14 protein-coding genes are annotated in these 18,186 nt (G+C 54.3%); 3 read left to right on the top strand and 11 right to left on the bottom strand.

From position 1 onward, the window contains the following. Positions 1-71: 71 nt before the first annotated feature. The 7 genes from SH528x_RS07205 to SH528x_RS07175 form a co-directional block, all read right to left on the bottom strand. Entirely contained in the window at positions 72-1,511 is a 1,440-nt protein-coding gene (locus SH528x_RS07205) for an FAD:protein FMN transferase (RefSeq protein WP_442509842.1), read from the bottom strand. A gap of 94 nt (positions 1,512-1,605) precedes the next feature. Then, the gene (nqrF, locus tag SH528x_RS07200) at positions 1,606-2,829 is read right to left on the bottom strand and encodes an NADH:ubiquinone reductase (Na(+)-transporting) subunit F (protein ID WP_442509841.1); all 1,224 of its coding nucleotides are present in this window, start codon (positions 2,827-2,829) and stop codon (positions 1,606-1,608) included. A gap of 78 nt (positions 2,830-2,907) precedes the next feature. Beyond that, positions 2,908-3,543, bottom strand: coding sequence for an NADH:ubiquinone reductase (Na(+)-transporting) subunit E (nqrE, locus tag SH528x_RS07195; RefSeq protein ID WP_442509840.1), 636 nt, complete (start codon positions 3,541-3,543; stop codon positions 2,908-2,910). 4 nt (positions 3,544-3,547) lie between these two features. Continuing rightward, positions 3,548-4,174, bottom strand: a complete 627-nt coding sequence (locus SH528x_RS07190) for an NADH:ubiquinone reductase (Na(+)-transporting) subunit D (RefSeq protein WP_442509839.1) — start codon at positions 4,172-4,174, stop codon at positions 3,548-3,550. 1 nt (position 4,175) lies between these two features. Next, positions 4,176-5,516 carry a Na(+)-translocating NADH-quinone reductase subunit C gene (locus SH528x_RS07185; RefSeq protein WP_442509838.1) on the bottom strand — a complete coding sequence of 447 codons (1,341 nt, stop codon included), beginning with the start codon at positions 5,514-5,516 and terminating at the stop codon, positions 4,176-4,178. Next, positions 5,503-6,810: an NADH:ubiquinone reductase (Na(+)-transporting) subunit B gene (locus tag SH528x_RS07180; RefSeq protein WP_442509837.1), complete on the bottom strand. Its 1,308-nt coding sequence runs from the start codon at positions 6,808-6,810 to the stop codon at positions 5,503-5,505. Before SH528x_RS07180 ends, SH528x_RS07185 begins: the two co-directional genes overlap by 14 nt. 126 nt (positions 6,811-6,936) lie before the next feature. Continuing rightward, the gene (locus tag SH528x_RS07175; protein WP_442509836.1) at positions 6,937-8,283 is read right to left on the bottom strand and encodes a Na(+)-translocating NADH-quinone reductase subunit A; all 1,347 of its coding nucleotides are present in this window, start codon (positions 8,281-8,283) and stop codon (positions 6,937-6,939) included. Positions 8,284-8,934: 651 nt separating this feature from the next. Between SH528x_RS07175 and typA the strand changes: the two genes are divergently transcribed. Beyond that, complete coding sequence (typA, locus tag SH528x_RS07170) at positions 8,935-10,821, top strand: translational GTPase TypA (protein ID WP_442509835.1); 1,887 nt, start codon at positions 8,935-8,937, stop codon at positions 10,819-10,821. Positions 10,822-10,903: 82 nt separating this feature from the next. Here the strand turns inward: typA and SH528x_RS07165 are convergent, their stop codons facing one another. From SH528x_RS07165 to SH528x_RS07155, 3 genes are all read right to left on the bottom strand, one after another. Then, a complete protein-coding gene (locus tag SH528x_RS07165; protein ID WP_442509834.1) occupies positions 10,904-11,704 on the bottom strand; it encodes a phytanoyl-CoA dioxygenase family protein in 801 nt (266 codons plus the stop codon). Positions 11,705-11,870: 166 nt separating this feature from the next. Further along, a complete protein-coding gene (gene radC / locus SH528x_RS07160; protein WP_442509833.1) occupies positions 11,871-12,815 on the bottom strand; it encodes a RadC family protein in 945 nt (314 codons plus the stop codon). Positions 12,816-12,946: 131 nt separating this feature from the next. Further along, positions 12,947-13,519, bottom strand: a complete 573-nt coding sequence (locus SH528x_RS07155) for a hypothetical protein (RefSeq protein ID WP_442509832.1) — start codon at positions 13,517-13,519, stop codon at positions 12,947-12,949. A gap of 195 nt (positions 13,520-13,714) precedes the next feature. Here SH528x_RS07155 and aroB point away from each other — a divergent pair, with 195 nt between their 5' ends. Next, complete coding sequence (gene aroB, locus SH528x_RS07150; RefSeq protein ID WP_442509831.1) at positions 13,715-14,848, top strand: 3-dehydroquinate synthase; 1,134 nt, start codon at positions 13,715-13,717, stop codon at positions 14,846-14,848. Positions 14,849-14,933: 85 nt separating this feature from the next. On the opposite strand, the gene SH528x_RS07145 is transcribed toward aroB, so the two are convergent. Then, positions 14,934-16,736 carry an ATP-binding protein gene (locus SH528x_RS07145; protein ID WP_442509830.1) on the bottom strand — a complete coding sequence of 601 codons (1,803 nt, stop codon included), beginning with the start codon at positions 16,734-16,736 and terminating at the stop codon, positions 14,934-14,936. A gap of 289 nt (positions 16,737-17,025) precedes the next feature. Between SH528x_RS07145 and SH528x_RS07140 the strand changes: the two genes are divergently transcribed. Continuing rightward, a complete protein-coding gene (locus tag SH528x_RS07140) occupies positions 17,026-18,054 on the top strand; it encodes an AAA family ATPase (RefSeq protein ID WP_442509829.1) in 1,029 nt (342 codons plus the stop codon). Positions 18,055-18,186 lie beyond the last annotated feature (132 nt).

The following is an 18,186-nucleotide window of genomic DNA, read 5'->3' as shown; positions in this document are numbered from 1 at the left end:
AAGAACGCGGTTAAAGGCACGCGGCTAGCGCCGTCAGCTCAGTTATGCCGCTTTTAAACTGCGGATGAAGCTTAGGATTGTGCGGAATCTTTATTCGCTTGGCCCTCTTTCATCTGCTCGCGGAGCTCTTGGCAGGCATCCGAGGGGTTGCTGCACAGCGAACAACTGACGCTGCCGTCGTCGTTCTTTTTGCCCGCCAAACCGCCACACGATCCGCTGATCGATTTGCGTCCGAAGATCACGCCGATTGCCATCGCGCTGAGGATGATTCCAAATCCGATTAGGGTGATGATCAAGGTGGGAAGCATGCGAGTGTACAGCGATGGCTGTTCGTTAGAGGAGACTTCGGTCGTGGGATCGGCATTGGCGGATGTTGTGCCTGCATCGGGCTCGACCGCATACGGCGAAAGTGAACCGGTACCGACACGCACGAATTCGTCTCCGCGGCGACGGATGACCAAAACATCCAGGTCTTGCTCGGCTGCAACCTTGATCCCTTCGTCGGCGCCGAGCACGTTGATGGCGGTTGCCCAACCATCGGCTTTCATGCACGTATCGGCAATCACCGAGACCGAGGCCAAATCATGATCGATCGGACGACCGGTGCGAGGGTCAATGGTGTGTGAATAACGTTTTCCATCGACTTCGAAATAGATCCGATAGTCACCCGAGGTGGCCATCGCTTGATCGTTCATCGGATGGGCTGCGGCTAGCGACATCGCAACCCCATCGGCATCGGCAACTTGCGGATTTTGGATTCCGACTTTCCACAGCTGTCCGTCTTTGGAACCCGAGACACGAACTTCGCCGCCTATTTCGACAAACACGTTCTCGGCACCTAGACTGGCCAACCGATCGATAACTCGGTCCACTCCATGGCCTTTCGCGATCGAAGAGAGATCGACCTTCAGCGAGGGGACCGACTTTTTCAGTGCAGGTGGATCGATCCGTACCGACAACTTTTCGTAGCCTACGGATTCACGCAGGCTGGTGATCGCGGCGTCACTGGGGATCTGATTGGTTTTGGGATCAGGGCCGAAACTCCATGCATTAACCAACGGGCCAATGGTGACATCGAAGGCACCATTGGTCGCTTTGGAGATTTCCAGCGAGGCACTGACCACCATGGCTATCTCCGCACTGACGTCGAACCAATCGGTGGAGTCCGAGTTGTTAAAGCGACTGATCTCGGATGACTTCAAGTACGTCGACATCTGGTCATTCACCGCACGAAGCTCAGCATCGACCGCGATCGCAACATCCGACTCAAACTTGGGCGGGTTGTAGATCTTGACCATGTAGGTCGTGCCCATCGTCTCGCCATGAAGCTCACGAATGGCCGCGCCGCCGGAGGTTTTCGCTGCGTCATTCGCGGGCGCTGATTGAGCGGGGGCATCCTGGGCCGGCGCCGATTGAGCTGGCACGGGGGCAGCCGAGCCCAGCAGCAGGGCGACTGCAAAAGAAAACGCAGCGAACGGAATCATTCGCTGCGTAGTCGTCGTAAACATCATTTTAACCATTTTAATTTATTGCGACGCAGCGGATCCAATTAAATCCGCGGCAAGCGTCCACGGCTCACCAAAACGATTACCTAAACAATCGGGACTAACCGCCGAAGTCATCGTAGGCGATGTTTTCGGGCTCGACACCGAGGTCATCCAACATCTTGAAGACCGCTTGGTTCATCATCGGCGGGCCACAGATGTAGTACTCGATGTCTTCGGGAGCCGGATGGTTTTTGAGGTAGTTTTCCAGCAACACTTGGTGGATGAAACCTTGGTAACCGGTCCAGTTGTCCGACGGAAGTGGTTCCGACAGTGCGATATTGAACTTGAAGTTCGGAAACTCTTCTTCGATTTTACGGAAGTGATCGACGTAGAACAATTCACGACTCGAGCGACCGCCGTACCAGTACGACACCTTGCGATTGGTTTTGCCCCGTTTGAACAGTTCAAAGATATGGCTTCGCAGCGGTGCCATTCCGGCTCCACCCCCGATGTAAACCATTTCCGCCTCGGTGTCTTTAATAAAGAATTCACCGTAGGGACCACTGATCGTCGCCTTGTCACCTGGTTTCAGGTTAAAGATGTAACTACTCATTTGGCCGGGCGGGGTACCTTCGGGAGCACGCGGTGGCGGCGATGCGACACGCACGTTCAGCATGATGATGCCCTGTTCGCCCGGATAGTTGGCCATCGAATAGGCACGCACGACGGGCTCTTCCACTTTCGAGACATAACGCCATACGTTGAACTTGTCCCAATCTTCGCGGAACCGCTCTTCGATATCAAAATCTTTGTAATTGACAACGTGTGGCGGACACTCGATTTGGATATAGCCACCCGCTTTGAAGCCGACTTCTTCACCGGCAGGCAACTCGAGCACCAATTCTTTGATGAACGTCGCAACGTTCTCGTTGCTGCGAACGGTGCATTCCCATTTTTTCGTTTCGAATGCTTCGGCCGGAACCTCAACGACCATGTCCTGTTTCACAGCGACTTGGCAAGAAAGACGCTCGCCTTCGGCAGCTTCTTTCTTGTTGATGTGTCCTTTTTCGGTTGCCAAGATTTCTCCGCCACCCGATTCGACCTTCACTTTGCACTGGGCACAGGTTCCCCCGCCACCACAGGCACTGGAAACGAACACGCCAGCGTCGGCGAGAGCTCCGAGCAGTTTACCACCCGCAGGAACCTCGATTTCTTTTTGGTGGTTAATCGTGATCTTGACCGGCCCCGAAGCGACGAGAACGCTCTTCGCGGCAAGAATGACCAAAACAAGTGCGATGACCACAAGGGTAAACATCGCGACGCCAAGTAGGACGGTTTCCATAACTACAAACTCGTCAGAAGTTCGATGATTTGATTTAAAAAACGCGATGGCCAAACAGGGGCCACCGCACCAAGCTCGCTACAGCTGAATACCGCTGAACGACATAAACGCAAGTGCCATCAATCCAACCGTGATGAACGTGATTCCCAAACCACGTAGCGGAGGAGGCACATCGCTGTACTTCATCTTTTCGCGAATCCCGGCCAATGCCGCGATCGCAAGCGCCCAGCCGACGCCACAACCGACACCGAAGAAACACGATTCAACAAAATCGTACTTGCGCTGTTCCATGAACAACGAAGCTCCGAGAATCGCACAGTTCACGGTGATCAAGGGCAAGAAAATCCCCAACGCGTTGTAAAGCGGTGGGAAGAACTTATCGAGTGTCATCTCGAGAATTTGAACCATCGCCGCGATCACACCGATGTAACTGATGAAACCGAGGAACGACAAATCCACTGTCGAGAAATCGACCGTCGATGTGCTGATGAATTCGTTTGCCCACACAAGGGCACCTTTCTTCAAAAACCACGAGTAAATCAATTGGTTCGCTGGCACCGTGATCGCTTGGATCACGATCACCGCAACACCGAGTCCGAGTGCGGTTTTGACATTTTTGCTGATCGCCAAAAACGTACACATCCCCAAAAAGAATGCGAGCGCTAGGTTCTCGACAAAAATCGATTTGAGCAGAATGCTAAGGTAATGTTCCATTGAATTAAGCCTCTTCGATTTGTTCAGGCTTCCACGCACGAATGATCCAGATCAGGAAACCGATCAAGAAAAACGCGCTGGGCGGTAAGAGCATCAAGTTGTTCGGGTTGTACCAACCGCCGTTACGAGTCAATTGCAAGATCTCATAACCGAAGATGGAACCGCTACCAAACAGCTCGCGGAAAAAAGCGACAAACAGCAGAACCAGGCCATAACCGATTCCGTTGCCAAGCCCGTCGATAAAACTAATGCCGGGGCTGTTCTTCATTGCAAAGCCTTCGGCACGTCCCATCACGATACAATTGGTGATGATCAGACCGACGAAGACCGACAATTGCTTGCTGATGTCAAACATATAGGCCTTCAGCAATTGGTCGACCACAATCACCAACGACGCGATCACGGTCATCTGCACGATGATCCGGATGCTGCCGGGAATGTAGTGACGAATCGCACTGACGGCGGCGTTACTAAACGCGGTGACCGCAATAACGGCAATCGCCATCACGACCGATGTTTCCATCTTGGTCGTGACCGCTAGAGCACTACAAATCCCGAGGATCTGAAGTGCAATCGGGTTATTGTCGAGCACGGGTCCAAACAGGACCTTCTTTACTCTTCCAGCTGCCATATTATTCGTCTCCCTGTTTGGGTTCGCCGTCGCTTGGTTCTGGGCTCGATTCTTCGCTAACCTCAGGCTTCTCTTCGGCAGCAGGTTTGTCCTCAGCCTTCGGAGCTTCCTCAGCCTTCGGAGCTTCCTCAGCCTTCGGGGCTTCCTCAGCCTTCGTTTTTTCCTCTACCGCAGGTTTGTCCTCGGCTTTGGGTTTCTCTTCAGCTTTCGGCTTCTCTTCCGCCTTTGGTTTTTCCTCGGCAGCGGGTTTTTCGTCCGCTTTCGGCTTGGCTTCTTCCGCGGCCGCTTCTTCTTGCTTAGGCTCGGCCTTCATCTCAGCCTTTTCTGCCTTCGGCTCGTCCGCCTTGGGCTCTTCGACTTCGACGACTTCCTTCTTCACTTCTTCTTTTTTCGGCTCAGGCTTCTTCGGCTCAGGCTTCTTCGGCTCGGGCTTCTTCGGCTCGGGCTTTTTGGGCTCTGGCTTTTTAGGCTCTGGCTTCACAGTGACAGGCTTCTTCGCTTCCGGCTTCTTCACGACCGGTTCGTCGGCCTCGCCTTCTTGAGCAGCGATTTCCTTTTCCAGCTGTTCCAGGAAATGGCCGTAGCCTTCGTCGCTAGCCCAGTACCGAATCAGATTCGTGACACCACGACTCGTGATCGTGGCTCCGGAGAGTCCATCGACCGCGTACGGATTCCCATCAGGTGCGGGGCCCTTGAAGACCTCGGCCATCGGTTCGCCGTTTTCATCAAACAGTTTTTGGCCAGGCCACTGAGATTTCCAGCTCGGGTTGTCAACTTCGCCACCAAGTCCGGGGGTTTCCCCGTGCTCGTAGAAAGTCAAACCTTGGATCGTTTGCAGATCGCTTTTGAGTGCCAAGTAGCCATACAGAGTCGACCACAGTCCCTTGCCGTAGACAGGCAATACGACTTGTCGAATCTTGTCTTCACCCGGTTTGCGAACGAAGTAAACCCGTGCGACTTTTTCGCGACGTTGTTCACCGAGGTCATATTTTGGATTTTCGATCTTGATGCTTTCGTCGTCTTTATCGACGGCTTCGCGAGGATCGTATTCTTCGATATCCAAGTCGGTGTTGTACTTGCCGGTTTCAAGGTTCACCAGCTTTTCACTCACACGACTGTACAAATCGGTAATCTGATCGCGAGTCAACTCGCTTGCAGGTTTACCGAACTCGCCCATTGACAACCCTGCCGCATCGAGAATATTCCGCTGGCGGTCCAGCTTCTTGTTCTCTTCTTGCAGTGGTCGCAATTGAACCGCAGCAAAGCTGACAGCCAACGAACAGACGACGCATAATACCGCGGCTACGCCGACGGTGTAGAAAACTGAATCACGTTGTTGCATAGCGTGCGAGCCTCCGTCGGACGTTAGCTTGAACCACAAAGTAATCGATCAACGGTGCAAAAACGTTGCCGAACAAAATTGCCAGCATGATCCCCTCGGGGAACGCAGGGTTAATCACGCGGATCAAGACGGTCATAAAACCAATCAATCCACCATATATCCATTTGCCTTTTGACGTCATCGCGGCACTGACGGGGTCGGTGGCCATAAAGACCAAACCGAACGCCAAGCCGCCGACGACGAGGTGCCAGTAAAACGGCACAGCCATCATTGCGTTGGTTTGCGTTGCGACGCCATTGAGCAGCGACGCAGTTGCGATCACGCCGAGCACGACGGCCAGCATGATTCGCCAGGATCCGATGCCGGCCGCGATCAGGATCGCGGCACCGACGATGCACAACAACGTGCTCGTTTCACCGACGCAACCTTGAATCGTGCCGAGGAAGGCGCTCATCCAAGTGATCGCCCCTTCTTCGTTCCAGCTGTATTGAATATGGCTAAGCGAAGCGATTGCGGGACTCGTCAGAGCGACTCCGGCTTCGGCCGCCGCTTCAGCATTGGGGGCTGCATTGGCGTTGGCCATTTGCCCCAAAGCCGTTGCACCACTAAATCCATCGACTGCGGTCCAGACCTTGTCACCACTGATTTCCCCCGCATAAGCGAAGTACAAGAACGCGCGACTGGTCAAAGCAATGTTCAAGAAGTTTCGGCCGGTTCCACCAAATACCTCCTTGGCCACGATCACCCCAAAGGCAATGCCGAGTGCGACCTGCCACAACGGTATCGTCGGAGGCAGCGTCAGTGGGAACAACAATCCGGTGACCAGAAATCCTTCGTTGATCTCGTGACCGCGAAGCACACTGAACACCATTTCGATGTGACCACCGACAAACATACAAACGATGTAAATCGGCAGAAAGAAGATCGCCCCCAAGACAAAATTGTCTGCGTGATTGGTGGGATCGTTCTCAAAACCGATTGCGCTGTGGATCGCATAGTGCCAATCCCCGGCGTGGTCGATTCCGGCCGTTGCCATAGCTTGAATGGCACTGTTTGCTTGGTATCCAACGTTCCACATCCCGAACAAGGTCACCGGCACCAACGCCATCACGACCGTGATCATCATCCGTTTCAGGTCGATGGCATCACGAACATGGGTTTGGCCCTTGGCGACTTCACCGGGCGTGTACAGAAACGTATCTAACGCTTCGTAAACTGGATACGCAATCTCCAATGCTCCACCCTTGGCAAACAAGGGGTGGACTTTGTCAAGCGCGTCTCGGAGTGCTTTCATAAGTGTGTTCCCACGGTTGGGATGAAATTTCAATGAACGGGGGTTAAGACGGTTAGCGGCACAGTGACGGGATTTGTGCGACTCGCGACTCGCAGCCGCAAGTAACAAAACGTGTCAGCGGTCGGACTAACCTTCTCTCTCGATCGTCGCCAAGCTTTCACGCAGTAGCGAGCTGTATTCGTACTTGCCAGGGCAAACAAATGTGCACAGAGCCAGATCTTCTTCTTCGAGCTCCAACGCACCCAATTGCTGTGCCTCATCCGTATCGCGATAGATCAGCGAACGCAGAAGCTGGGTTGGCAAAATGTCCAACGGCATGACTTGCTCGTAAGTGCCCAATGGCACCATGGCTCGTTCGCTGCCGTGGGTGGTTGTGGTCATGGCGAACTTTTTGCCCGGCATTCCCGCCGACGCATAAACTCGCGAGACCGAGTACTTGTCAAACCCAGGGCCTTGCCAGCCCAGGAATTCACGCTGATGACCTTCGGCCAACACGGAAACTTGATTGTGATAACGTCCCAAGAAACGGACTCGTCCTGCAGCGATTCGGCCGCTGAGCACCGAACCTGAAACGACACGTTGCTCGACACCTTCTTGAGTCTCGCCTTCAACCAACTCAGCAATGTCGACACCTAAACGGGTTTCGAGCAAGCGAGGTTGGTTCACCAAAGGACCGCCAAGCGAAATCACGCGCTGAGTGTCCAAAGTTCCAGTTTGCAACAGCGAACCGATGGCACAAACGTCTTGGTAGTTGATGTACCAAACCGTCTTTGTTGGCCCGACGGGATCGAGGAAATGAATGTGGGTTCCAACCAGTCCGGCAGGATGCGGGCCGGCAAAGCTCTCGATTTGAACGCCATTGGTCGAGGCACCCGGGATCTGAGCCCCTTCGCTCTTGCAAACAAACACCTTGCCTTCGGTCAGTTGCTTGATTGCAACCAAGCCGAGCGAAAATTGTTCTTTGCGATTTGCCATCGCCACGACGGGGTCAGCCGCCAGCGGATTAGTGTCGATCGCTTGAACGAAAATCGAGCTAGGCGAGGTACCGGGGACAGGCACTTTGCCGAAGGGACGTGTGCGAAACGCCGTCCACAACCCGCTGGCAATCAGATGTTTTTCGACGCCGTCACGCCCCAGAGCCGCAGGATCGGCACCACGAACCCCTTCGTATTCCACGCGGTCGTCGCCGTCGACTTCGATCACGAGCGATTCAAATTTCCGTTTGGCACCGCGGTTGATCTCAACCACTTTTCCGGATGCCGGAGCGACAAACAACACGCCGGGTGTCTTTTTGTCTTCAAAAACGGGCTGGCCCTGGCGAACCGTGTCACCTTCGCCAACCAACATCGTGGGTTTCATCCCTACATAGTCGTCACCGATAAGCGCAACGTGGCGAACGTGCTTGGCAACGGCGATGCGTTGCTCCGGAGCGCCCGTGATGGGCAGATCCAAACCTTGTTTGATCGTTGTCATTGTTTTTGAGGTGCGGAAGACGAATGACGAACCAGCCCCAAACAGATAGGGCTACCTATTGAGACATCAGCAGCCGAATCGGTAAGCCAGCCGGTGAACGGGCGGCCTGTACCAGGGGACACGCGTGAACTCAATTTGCTAAAAATGCCGCCAACAAAACTTCGATCGCACAGCTTGTGAAATATTTCACAAAGTAGACTCGAGACAACGCTCGCGTTTGAAATTGATTTCAGTGGCGAGCGTGATCGGTGCGGAGCGTCGTGCTACAGCGTCAATTCGAGCAGGCAGACCCACCAATGGGAATTGGCAGAACTTTTGCGGCCTTGAATATGGCATAGCAAGCGAAAACTGGCAACGGCATACTTTCGAGTTGCTGCGAGAAGTCGGGCGGATTGACACAACGTCGCATGCTCTTCCCGTAGATCGCCCCAAGGGGGCGATCTGGGGAGCCAAAAAACTTACGACTCGACGTGGCACCCTGTTATCGGGTTTGATAGGGGACAAGAGCTCGATTGCGCAACCTACGACCCGTCCACTTGGCGTAAATGAACGTCCATGGTCGTTGTATTTTCTCAGGCGGGCGTGATTATCCATTCCACGGTCGCGAGCGTTTCGCACGGATCTCCTCTTCCCACACAACTGACTTCCACAATGACATCTGCGTCTCTCGCCCAAAACGACAGCGAACTAGCGTCTGCTCCCTCCTCACAAAGCACGAAGACAAATCCCTTGCGCCGAAACGATATCCGCAACGTGGTGATTATCGCCCACGTTGACCATGGAAAAACGACTCTTGTTGACTGTCTGTTGCGGCAAAGTGGTCAATATCGCGATACCGAGCTGAAAGGCGAGCGAATTCTCGACTCGAACGATCTCGAGCGTGAACGCGGGATCACGATTCTTTCCAAGAACATTGCGATTCACTACCGCGGCGTGAAGATCAATTTGATCGACACCCCAGGTCACGCGGACTTTGGCGGCGAAGTGGAACGCGTCGTGAAGATGGCCGACGGAGCTCTCGTGTTGGTGGACGCGGCCGAAGGCCCCATGCCTCAAACCCGATTTGTGCTTGAAAAGGCACTGCAAGCCGGGGTTCGCCCGATCGTCGTGGTCAACAAAGTTGACCGCCCCGACGGACGCCCCCACGAAGCGCTCGACGAGGCACTTGAATTGCTGGCCGAACTTGGTGGCGAAGAGCAACTCGACGCGGCATCCTACGTTTACGCAAGCTCTAAAGAGGGGTATGCCACCCACGACCCTGAAGTGCCGACCACGGACATGCGTCCGCTGCTGGACTTGCTGGTCGATTCGTTGCCTGGGCCTGAAGTCGAAAACGATGCCCCACTGCAGATGATGGTTACCACACTGGATTGGAGCGAGTATGTAGGCCGGATCGCCGTCGGCCGAATCGTAGCTGGAAAAATCGAAGCGGGACAAACGATCGACCTGCACCAGAAAAGTGGCATTAGCAAGCAGAAGGTCGGGGGATTGTTCATCTTCGATAAGCTGGGCCGAGTTCCCGCTGAATCGGTCGAAGCGGGCGACATTGTCGCGATCGAGGGACTCGGTTCCATCGAGATTGGCGATACGATCTCGGCAGTGGACGCCAACAACACGATGCCGCGATTGACGGTTGACGAACCGACACTCGAAATGGTTTTCAGCGTCAATTCATCGCCAATGGTTGGTCGCGAAGGTAAGTACGTTACGACACGTCAACTGAAATCTCGGCTCGAAAAAGAGCTCGAACGTAACGTGGCGCTGCGTGTCGAGATGGTCGAAGGCACCGAAGCCTACGCCGTGAAAGGGCGAGGCGTTTTGCACTTGGCGATCTTGATCGAAACGATGCGCCGCGAAGGTTTTGAGCTAAGCGTTGGCAAACCACGCGTCATTTTCAAAGAAATCAACGGCAAGAAGCACGAGCCTTTTGAAACACTCCGCGTGGAAGTTCCCACCGAGGCGATGGGGCCTGTGATGGAGTTAGTTGGGAATCGCCGTGGCACACTCGAAGAGCTCGCGCAACGAGGCGAGTACAGCTTGCTACGCTTTTTGATCCCATCGCGTGGATTGATTGGCTTGCGTACGCGACTGCTCAATGCGACTCGCGGTACTGCGATCATCCACCATCGCTTTGAGAGCTATCGCCCGATCGAAGGCGAACTACCCAAACGAGCCAACGGTGTGCTGGTTTCAATGACTAGCGGCAAAACGATGCCTCACGCCATGTTTTTGTTGCAGGATCGTAGCGAACTGATCGTGCCGGCGGGTATCGAAGTCTACGAAGGCATGATCGTGGGCGAAAACGCTCGCGATAACGACATGATCGTCAATCCTTGTCGCGAGAAAAAGTTGACCAATGTTCGTGCCTCCGGCAGCGACGACAACGTGATCTTGAAGCCTTCGAAGGTGCTTTCGCTTGAAGCGGCGCTTGAGTACATCGAAGAAGATGAGCTTGTCGAAGTGACTCCGGAAAGCATTCGCCTGCGAAAGATTCTGTTGACGGAATCGGCACGTCGCCGCCAAGGCCGAAACGGCTAAGCGAACGCGTCAGCCATTTCGCCCGATATCTCGCAACGAAACTCGCGCGTGAGTTTCGTTGGGTCCCGGCCGAAGGGGCTTCTTAATATGGCTTCTCAAACGACTCGGGCAGCGATTCAATCTGCATGAACCGGATCACGGCGGTAATCCGTGGTCGCGGCGATCGATTTTGGTTCGAGCGATGAATCAGGTGGCGATTGAACATCACCACGGATCCTGGGTCCGCTTCGAAGACAACTTCTTCGTACTCGCGTTCAAATTCTTCGATTCGTTTGGGCACGAGAGTTGTCGCCCCGTTCTCGTGCTCTTTGACCTTGTCAAACGGCAACTTGCCCATCGCGTGGCTTCCACGCAGCACACTCATCGAACCGTTTTCACGCGTTGCACGTTCAAAGATCGGCAGACAAAAGTTGACGCCGTTCCCATCAAAAACATCGTACGTGCTCTCCTGGTGCCATCCCCACGTCAGTCGTGTCGAATCAGGGATGCAAAAAATGATGTGCGAATCGACATCGATTAAAAAGCCCGCATCTTTGGGCATCACCTGCTCGACGACTCGTCGGCACTGCTCTCGCAAACGGTTCATTGCCGCCGTTTGATGGCTGACGCGATAAACGTTGTAAAGGGCTTTGTCGTCTGCTTGATTCAAGCGAATGCATGCATCAAACAGATTTTCATTTGGCAATGAATACTGTGCGATCATCTTTGCGATCGCCGCGCGTATCTCTGCAATCGCAGACGCATCGATTACATCATCCAGGACCAGGAATCCATCTTTATCGTATTGCCGCGTTTGATCAGCAGTGAGGTTAGAGCCACAGCCATGTGCCTCTGTTTCGACACCGCTGATCTGTTCTGCCGTCGCGTAAAATTGTCCGTCCACTGAGAACTTCGCTTTCGCTAAGAGTATCCTGGAAACAAACCGTCCGCCTGTTAACGATAAATTAAACAAGCTTGCGTCGACGAAAGAAAGTGTTCACGCCTCGTTTTCACAAAAATACACGGCGCACTGGATAATCGCTTCTTAACGTGGAAATGACAGCTTGCCGTTAGCTTTCTTCGCGAATACTCAAACATCGCTGGCTGGCCACAATGATATGATCCAACACGATGATGCCGAGTAATTTGCCAGCGTCGGTCAACCGCTCGGTGACTTGAATGTCTTCGCGGCTCGGGGTCGGATCGCCACTGGGGTGGTTGTGTACTAGCAAAACCGCCGAAGCGGCATCGCGAATCGCCGGTCGAAACACTTCGCGAGGGTGCACCAAGCTGGCATCGAGCGTGCCAATCGTAATTTGATGCGTGCGAATCGGTTTGTGCTTCGTGTCGAGCGTGACGATATGGAACTCTTCTTGGACCGCGTCGGTCGCAAGTCGAGCGAATTCACTCGAACAGTACTGAATTGCCGACTCGGTGCTGGTGATTTTCATCTCGTCTTGTCGATGATTTGCTTGAGCCGCTGCCACGCGACGCCCCAGTTCGATACCGGCCATGATTTGCGCATAGCTAACGCGATTGATCGTCATGGTGATTTCACGAAGTTCCTCGCGATCAGTACGAGGCAGTTTTTCCAATTGCGCAGCAAAGCGGTTTCCCAGCAGATTTCCGCCCGCAATCGCCGACTCGTTCCGCACCCCAACTCGAATCAAGATGGCCAGTAGATCGCCATTGCTAAGCGACGCCGCTCCATTGCGGAGCAGTTTTTCGCGAGGACGCTCTTGCTCGGGCGTTTCTCTAACCTGCATGCCATGGATTTGTTGATCGATCCACGTTTTAGGTTGGAATTCCTCCGGTGCACACCAGCGAAACCGGTGCTGGTCGTCGACAATGAATTGCTGAAGAATCCCGTCGCGAACCAACACTTTCAGGGTTGAAGTGACGTAGGCGGGGTTGGCTTGCTCGCAAACTGCTTTTGCTTGATCGGAAGAAAATTCGTCAAGCATTGTCAGTGGCTCAACCACTTGCGCCAATCGTTCGCGGCGATCTGCGGACATCGAATCAACCTCGCGGAGGGTAGCAGAAAAGATTCGAGTCTTATCCTATCACGCTGCCATTGGCCCGGGGAAATATCGGCAGACAAATTTCCAAACGATTGCCTCTGCCCTCTCATCAACGCGACTGGCAGCTATTCGCGAAAGTCGTAGCGTTTTTGTTCGGCGTGCATGACGGTGGTCAGGAAATTCTTAAGCTTTGGCCGCGTGTGGGCATTAACGCGGACACTTTTGGATCCATCCCCGGCTCCAATCCAACCGCTCGTCAAATCCAAGTCTAATTCGACCTGCTCGAACCGCTTTCCATTTGGATCGGTCAAACGGAATCGAATTCGGTTGCTGCCATCCAGATTTTCGATCCGCTCAGACAGGGGGCGATTTTCTTTGGTTTCCCATTCGTAATTGCGGTCCTCCAACAATGCTTGACGCAGCAAACCGAGTCCCGGCATGGCAGTCAAGTTGATCGGTTCGGTTCGCTCGCCATCGAGCGGAATGATCTCGAACCGCTCGCCAAGTTGCAACGCGGTAATCGTCTCTTGCCCCCAAAAATCGGTGCTCTTTTCGATTTTGGTACGCCGCCCCGTGATGCTAAAGTAGGCGCCGATTACCGCTAAAATGACGACAGCAAAACCAATCAGCACCCCCCGCCGCGTGATGCGGGCACGCGGATCGTTGTACTTGTCGGCGTGAGTGGTTTCCGTTTCCAAAAAATCGTCTCGTGTGCGGGGTGTCGGTTTGCGAGGTGGGGGTGCGTGGGATAGGCTTCCGGCAGCATAATCAAACGCAAATGCACTCTCGGCTCAACTGACTGGAAGCTTATCGCACTGTAAGCTACTGGCAAATGACACCGATTTCCCCACACGAATCCCAATCCCCTCTCACCTACGTCTCGAGTCCTGCTCATGTCATCGGGTTCCCAACGCAATCCAACGCTCTCTGTCGAAGTCCCGCTTGGCGACCGCAGCTACAAAATCCATATCGGCACTCAGCAAACTGACACGTTTAGGCAAGCGATCCTGGCAACGTTACCTGACCTCTCGCACGCGATTGTGATCGCCGATGCGGCGGTGGAAGATCCGTGGGCCAAACAATTGACACAGTCGCTTGCGGCAGCGGAAACACAGCACGGAAAGCCTGTTCGCGTCAGCTTTCTCTCGGTTCCATCAGGCGAAACAAGCAAATCGGTGTCCCAGCTAAATGAAATTTGGCAATGGATGCTCGATTGCTCGACTGACCGCAGCAGCGTACTGATTGCCGTCGGCGGCGGCGTGATCGGAGACCTCGCCGGGTTCGCCGCAGCTTCGTTCACTCGCGGAATCCGTTTCATCCAGGTTCCTACCACGCTGCTGGCCATGGTCGATAGCAGCGTGGGCGGCAAAACGGGGATCAATCTTCCGACTTCGAAAAACATGATCGGAGCGTTCTGGCAGCCCTCGCTGGTGATGATTGATACCGATGTGTTGTCCACCTTGCCCGAGCGAGCCTACATCAGCGGCCTAGCCGAAGTGATCAAGTATGGAGTGATCGACGATGCTGTTTTCTTTGATTGGCTTGAGGCAAACGTCGCGAAACTTGTCGCACGCGAAGACGAAGCCGTCCGGCATGCGATCGCCGAGAGTTGCAAATCCAAGGCGCGCGTGGTGGGTGAAGACGAACGTGAAACCAGTGGCCGCCGAGCGATTTTAAATTACGGCCACACGTTCGCCCACGCGATCGAGGCCACCGCAGGTTATGGCGAACTGCTGCATGGTGAAGCAGTTGCGATCGGAATGCAGATGGCCGCGAACATGGCAGTCGATTTGGGCATGTGCGACGCGAGTTTGCTGAGCCGACAAAACGATCTGCTGTCTGCATGTGGATTGCCGACCACGTTTGCACAAGCCGACATCGAAGCGATGTTGCCCGTGATGCAGCGAGACAAAAAGGTTTCGCATGGCAAATTGCGATTCATTTTACCCGAGCGAATCGGCAGCGTTAGCTTGGTGGGTGACATCGCCCCGGACGCCGTAGTCCGGGCGATCGAGTCGTGCCGTTAGGACGTTCGGAACATTTATTGACGTCGCGAAACTCGTCAAGAGTTTCGACCTGTTCGCCGACTCACGCAAGTTTTGACAACTTCCGCTACGCCATCGTATCACGGCGGCTGAGTTCGCCGACGTCGGTGCCACGCGGGGGAAGCCGCAAACGGAAACAGCTGCCTTTTCCGCTTAGCGGCGTTAAGACTTGAATATCACCGCCATGTTCGAGCATGATTTTTGCACTGACGGGCAAGCCTAGCCCTGTGCCGCGGGCTCCTTTGCGGGACTCGAACAACGAAAAAATCTTTTGCCGATCCTCTTCGGGAACGCCGGGGCCATTGTCGACCACGTCCACGATCCAGCCCTCAGCGGGATCGTACAGCGTGATCACTTTCACATTGGCCGCAAACGTCATTTCGTCGCCACTTTCTTCTGCCGCTTCGCTTTGTTTTTTTGCGTGCTCGGATGCGGCATCCACTGCGTTGGTGACAAGATTCAATATCGCGCGATGGAGTGCATCGGAATCAAAGAACGCATCCGGCATATCGGACGACAATTCGGATTCCAGATGCACGTTCATCTCCTGAGCTCGAGGCTGCATTAACTCGACCACATCGCTGACGGTTTCATTCAAGTCGGCTTCGACACATTGCGGCTCGCGTTCTTTCGAGAACGTCAACATGTCGAGTACCAAGTTGGAAATGCGTTCTTGGTTGCGATCGACGATCCGCCATCCACGTCGCACCGCGTCGGTATCATCGCGTTCCAAACCTGCTTCGATCAGATAGCTGCCTCCGCGAATACCTTGCAAGATGTTTTTGATGTGATGCGAAAGCGTGGCAATCGTTTGTCCCATCGCGGCCAGACGTTCACCTTGGACGAGTGCCGAATAATAAAACGTATCTTCGATCGCCAGTGCGGCTTGGTGACCGATTGCGGTGATCAACCGCAGGTGATCGTCGGTAAATCGCGATGCGTTATCGCGGGCCATCATTTGCCCTGGATCGGTGTAGGTGTCCACGTACAGGGCACCCACGATGTCATAGCGGCCTTGCAGTGGAACGCAAATGGCTTCACGCACACCAGCGCTGACGATCGAGGCAGCCGAGTCAAAACGGATGTCGTCGCGAGCGTCGCTCGTTCGCACACCCTCTTTTTTCTCGAGCACATAATCGAGCATGGTGCGGCTAATTTCGATCCGTCGCTGGTTTCCAAGCTTGGTTTTCGGCGTTTCCTGGCGGTCGCACCGGGCCGCCGGTTGAAACAATCCTGATTCGTTATCTCGCAGCATCACACAACCGCGATCCGCTTCGATCCAATCGAAGACCAGACGCAAGATACGGTTGAGGACTTGGTTCAAATCATCGGATCGCCCCACTGCGATGGCAGTCAGGTACATCACTTCGAGTGAGCGATCCGCGTCGGTTGCAGACGGCGCGATCGATCGCGGTGCTGCCAATCCCTCCATCGGTCCGGCGTCCAATCTGGAATGAAAGGTCCCCGACGAAGGCGAGATCGAGGAAATGATTCGGCTGCCGTCGTTGTGATGACTCTGCAGAACGATGTCGACACCATGTGCCGCCTCCATCGCTCCAGATCGACCGGCAATGGGTTGCCCCGTGCCGGTAAAGATCATCATCGACGCTCCGATTTCAATCCGATCTCCGCTGGCAAGATCGTGCTGTCGTTTAGGAATTCCGTTGACCAGCGTGCCATTGCTGCTTTCCAGGTCGACTAATCTGCAACTGCCAACCTTGTCCAATTGGATCTCGGCATGGACGCGTGACGCCTCGGTATCCAACAACTGGATAGTGTTGGTTTTATCGCGACCGATTCGAACCACACTTCCCTGCAATTGGAAGTGTTTTCCTTGATCACGTCCTCGGACCACGAACAGAGAAGCCATAAAAAATCACGTGGGAGAAAAGAATCCTAGAAAGGCTCGAAGGCAGAGGCGTTACCGCCGTAGTTCCCATGATAGGAAAATCTAATCAAATTGAAACCGCTGCGAGAACCTGCCGTCCGCAGAGAAACGTCGCCAGGAGTGCAAAAGTACTCAGAAGTCCTGGGAGGCTAGCGAATCCTGAAAATGCGATCTTCTTGCGTGGCAATCCGCTTCGCGAATGGACTACAATAAGGCCCGGACGCTCTGCCGTCTGCCCCGCCGCCTCATCCGCTTTGGAAGGAAACTTACCTTGGTCCAACCCCCTCCGATTGAGTCTTCAAACGACGCAGCCGCCACCACTCGACTGGTTCATGCTTGCAACCAAGTGCGTGAACAAGTCGCCCGGATTGTCGTCGGACAAGACGAGGTGATTGAGCAGTTATTGATTGCCATTCTTGCTCGCGGTCACTGCTTGCTCGAAGGCGTTCCGGGACTCGCTAAGACGTTGATGATTCGCACATTGGCTCAGTCGATGGAATTGGCGTTCCGGCGAATCCAGTTCACCCCCGATTTGATGCCTGGCGACATCACCGGTACCGAAATTATCCAGGAAGACCCGGCCACAGGACGTCGCGAGTTTAAGTTCGAACGAGGCCCGATCTTTACTCAGATGTTGTTGGCGGACGAAATCAACCGGACGCCTCCGAAAACCCAGGCCGCGCTGCTCGAAGCGATGCAGGAACACGAGGTCACTGCCGCGGGCACCACTTATCGGCTGAATGAGCCATTTTTTGTCTTGGCGACGCAAAACCCAATCGAACAGGAGGGAACCTATCCGCTGCCGGAAGCTCAACGCGATCGATTCCTGTTCCATGTCGTGGTGGGCTACCCCAGTCGCGAAGAAGAATCGGAGATCGTGGACCGCACGACGTCAACGTTCAAAGGTGTGGTCGAGCCGGTGATCACAGGCGAAGACATCGTTCAATTTCAAAATACGGTCCGCAACGTGCCGCTGCCGCCCCACGTCAAAGATTGGGTCCTTGATGCCGTGAGAACGGTCCGCCCTCAAGACGAAAATTGTGCAATGTGGGCCAAAGAATTGATTCAGTGGGGGCCTGGTCCACGTGCCAGCCAACAATTAGTGCTAGCGTCCAAAGCGCGAGCTCTGCTGCACGGCCGCCCCAGTGTAGCCATCGAAGATGTGCAGGCTCTTGCACTGCCGGTGCTGCGTCATCGCGTCGTACCGACTTTTGCAGCCGAGGCAGATGGCATTACCGTCGACGACTTGATCTTGCGAATGATTCGCGAAGCATCCAAAAAAACGACCAAAGTTTTGTAAGCCCGATGGGGCTACAGGGTTCGTTGGCCGTGAAGCGATCCTCCAACAACGTGAAGCTGATAGCAGCGAGCGAAAATCAACATTTTTTTCGCTGCAGCAATTCGCTTGTTGCGGACGCTCGTCGATACGCCT

It is taken from the genome of Novipirellula methanifontis, from assembly GCF_052161655.1.
GTDB lineage: Bacteria > Planctomycetota > Planctomycetia > Pirellulales > Pirellulaceae > Novipirellula.
The sequence above is the reverse complement of the archived record's forward strand: the minus strand, read 5'-3'. Positions and strand labels throughout refer to the sequence as shown.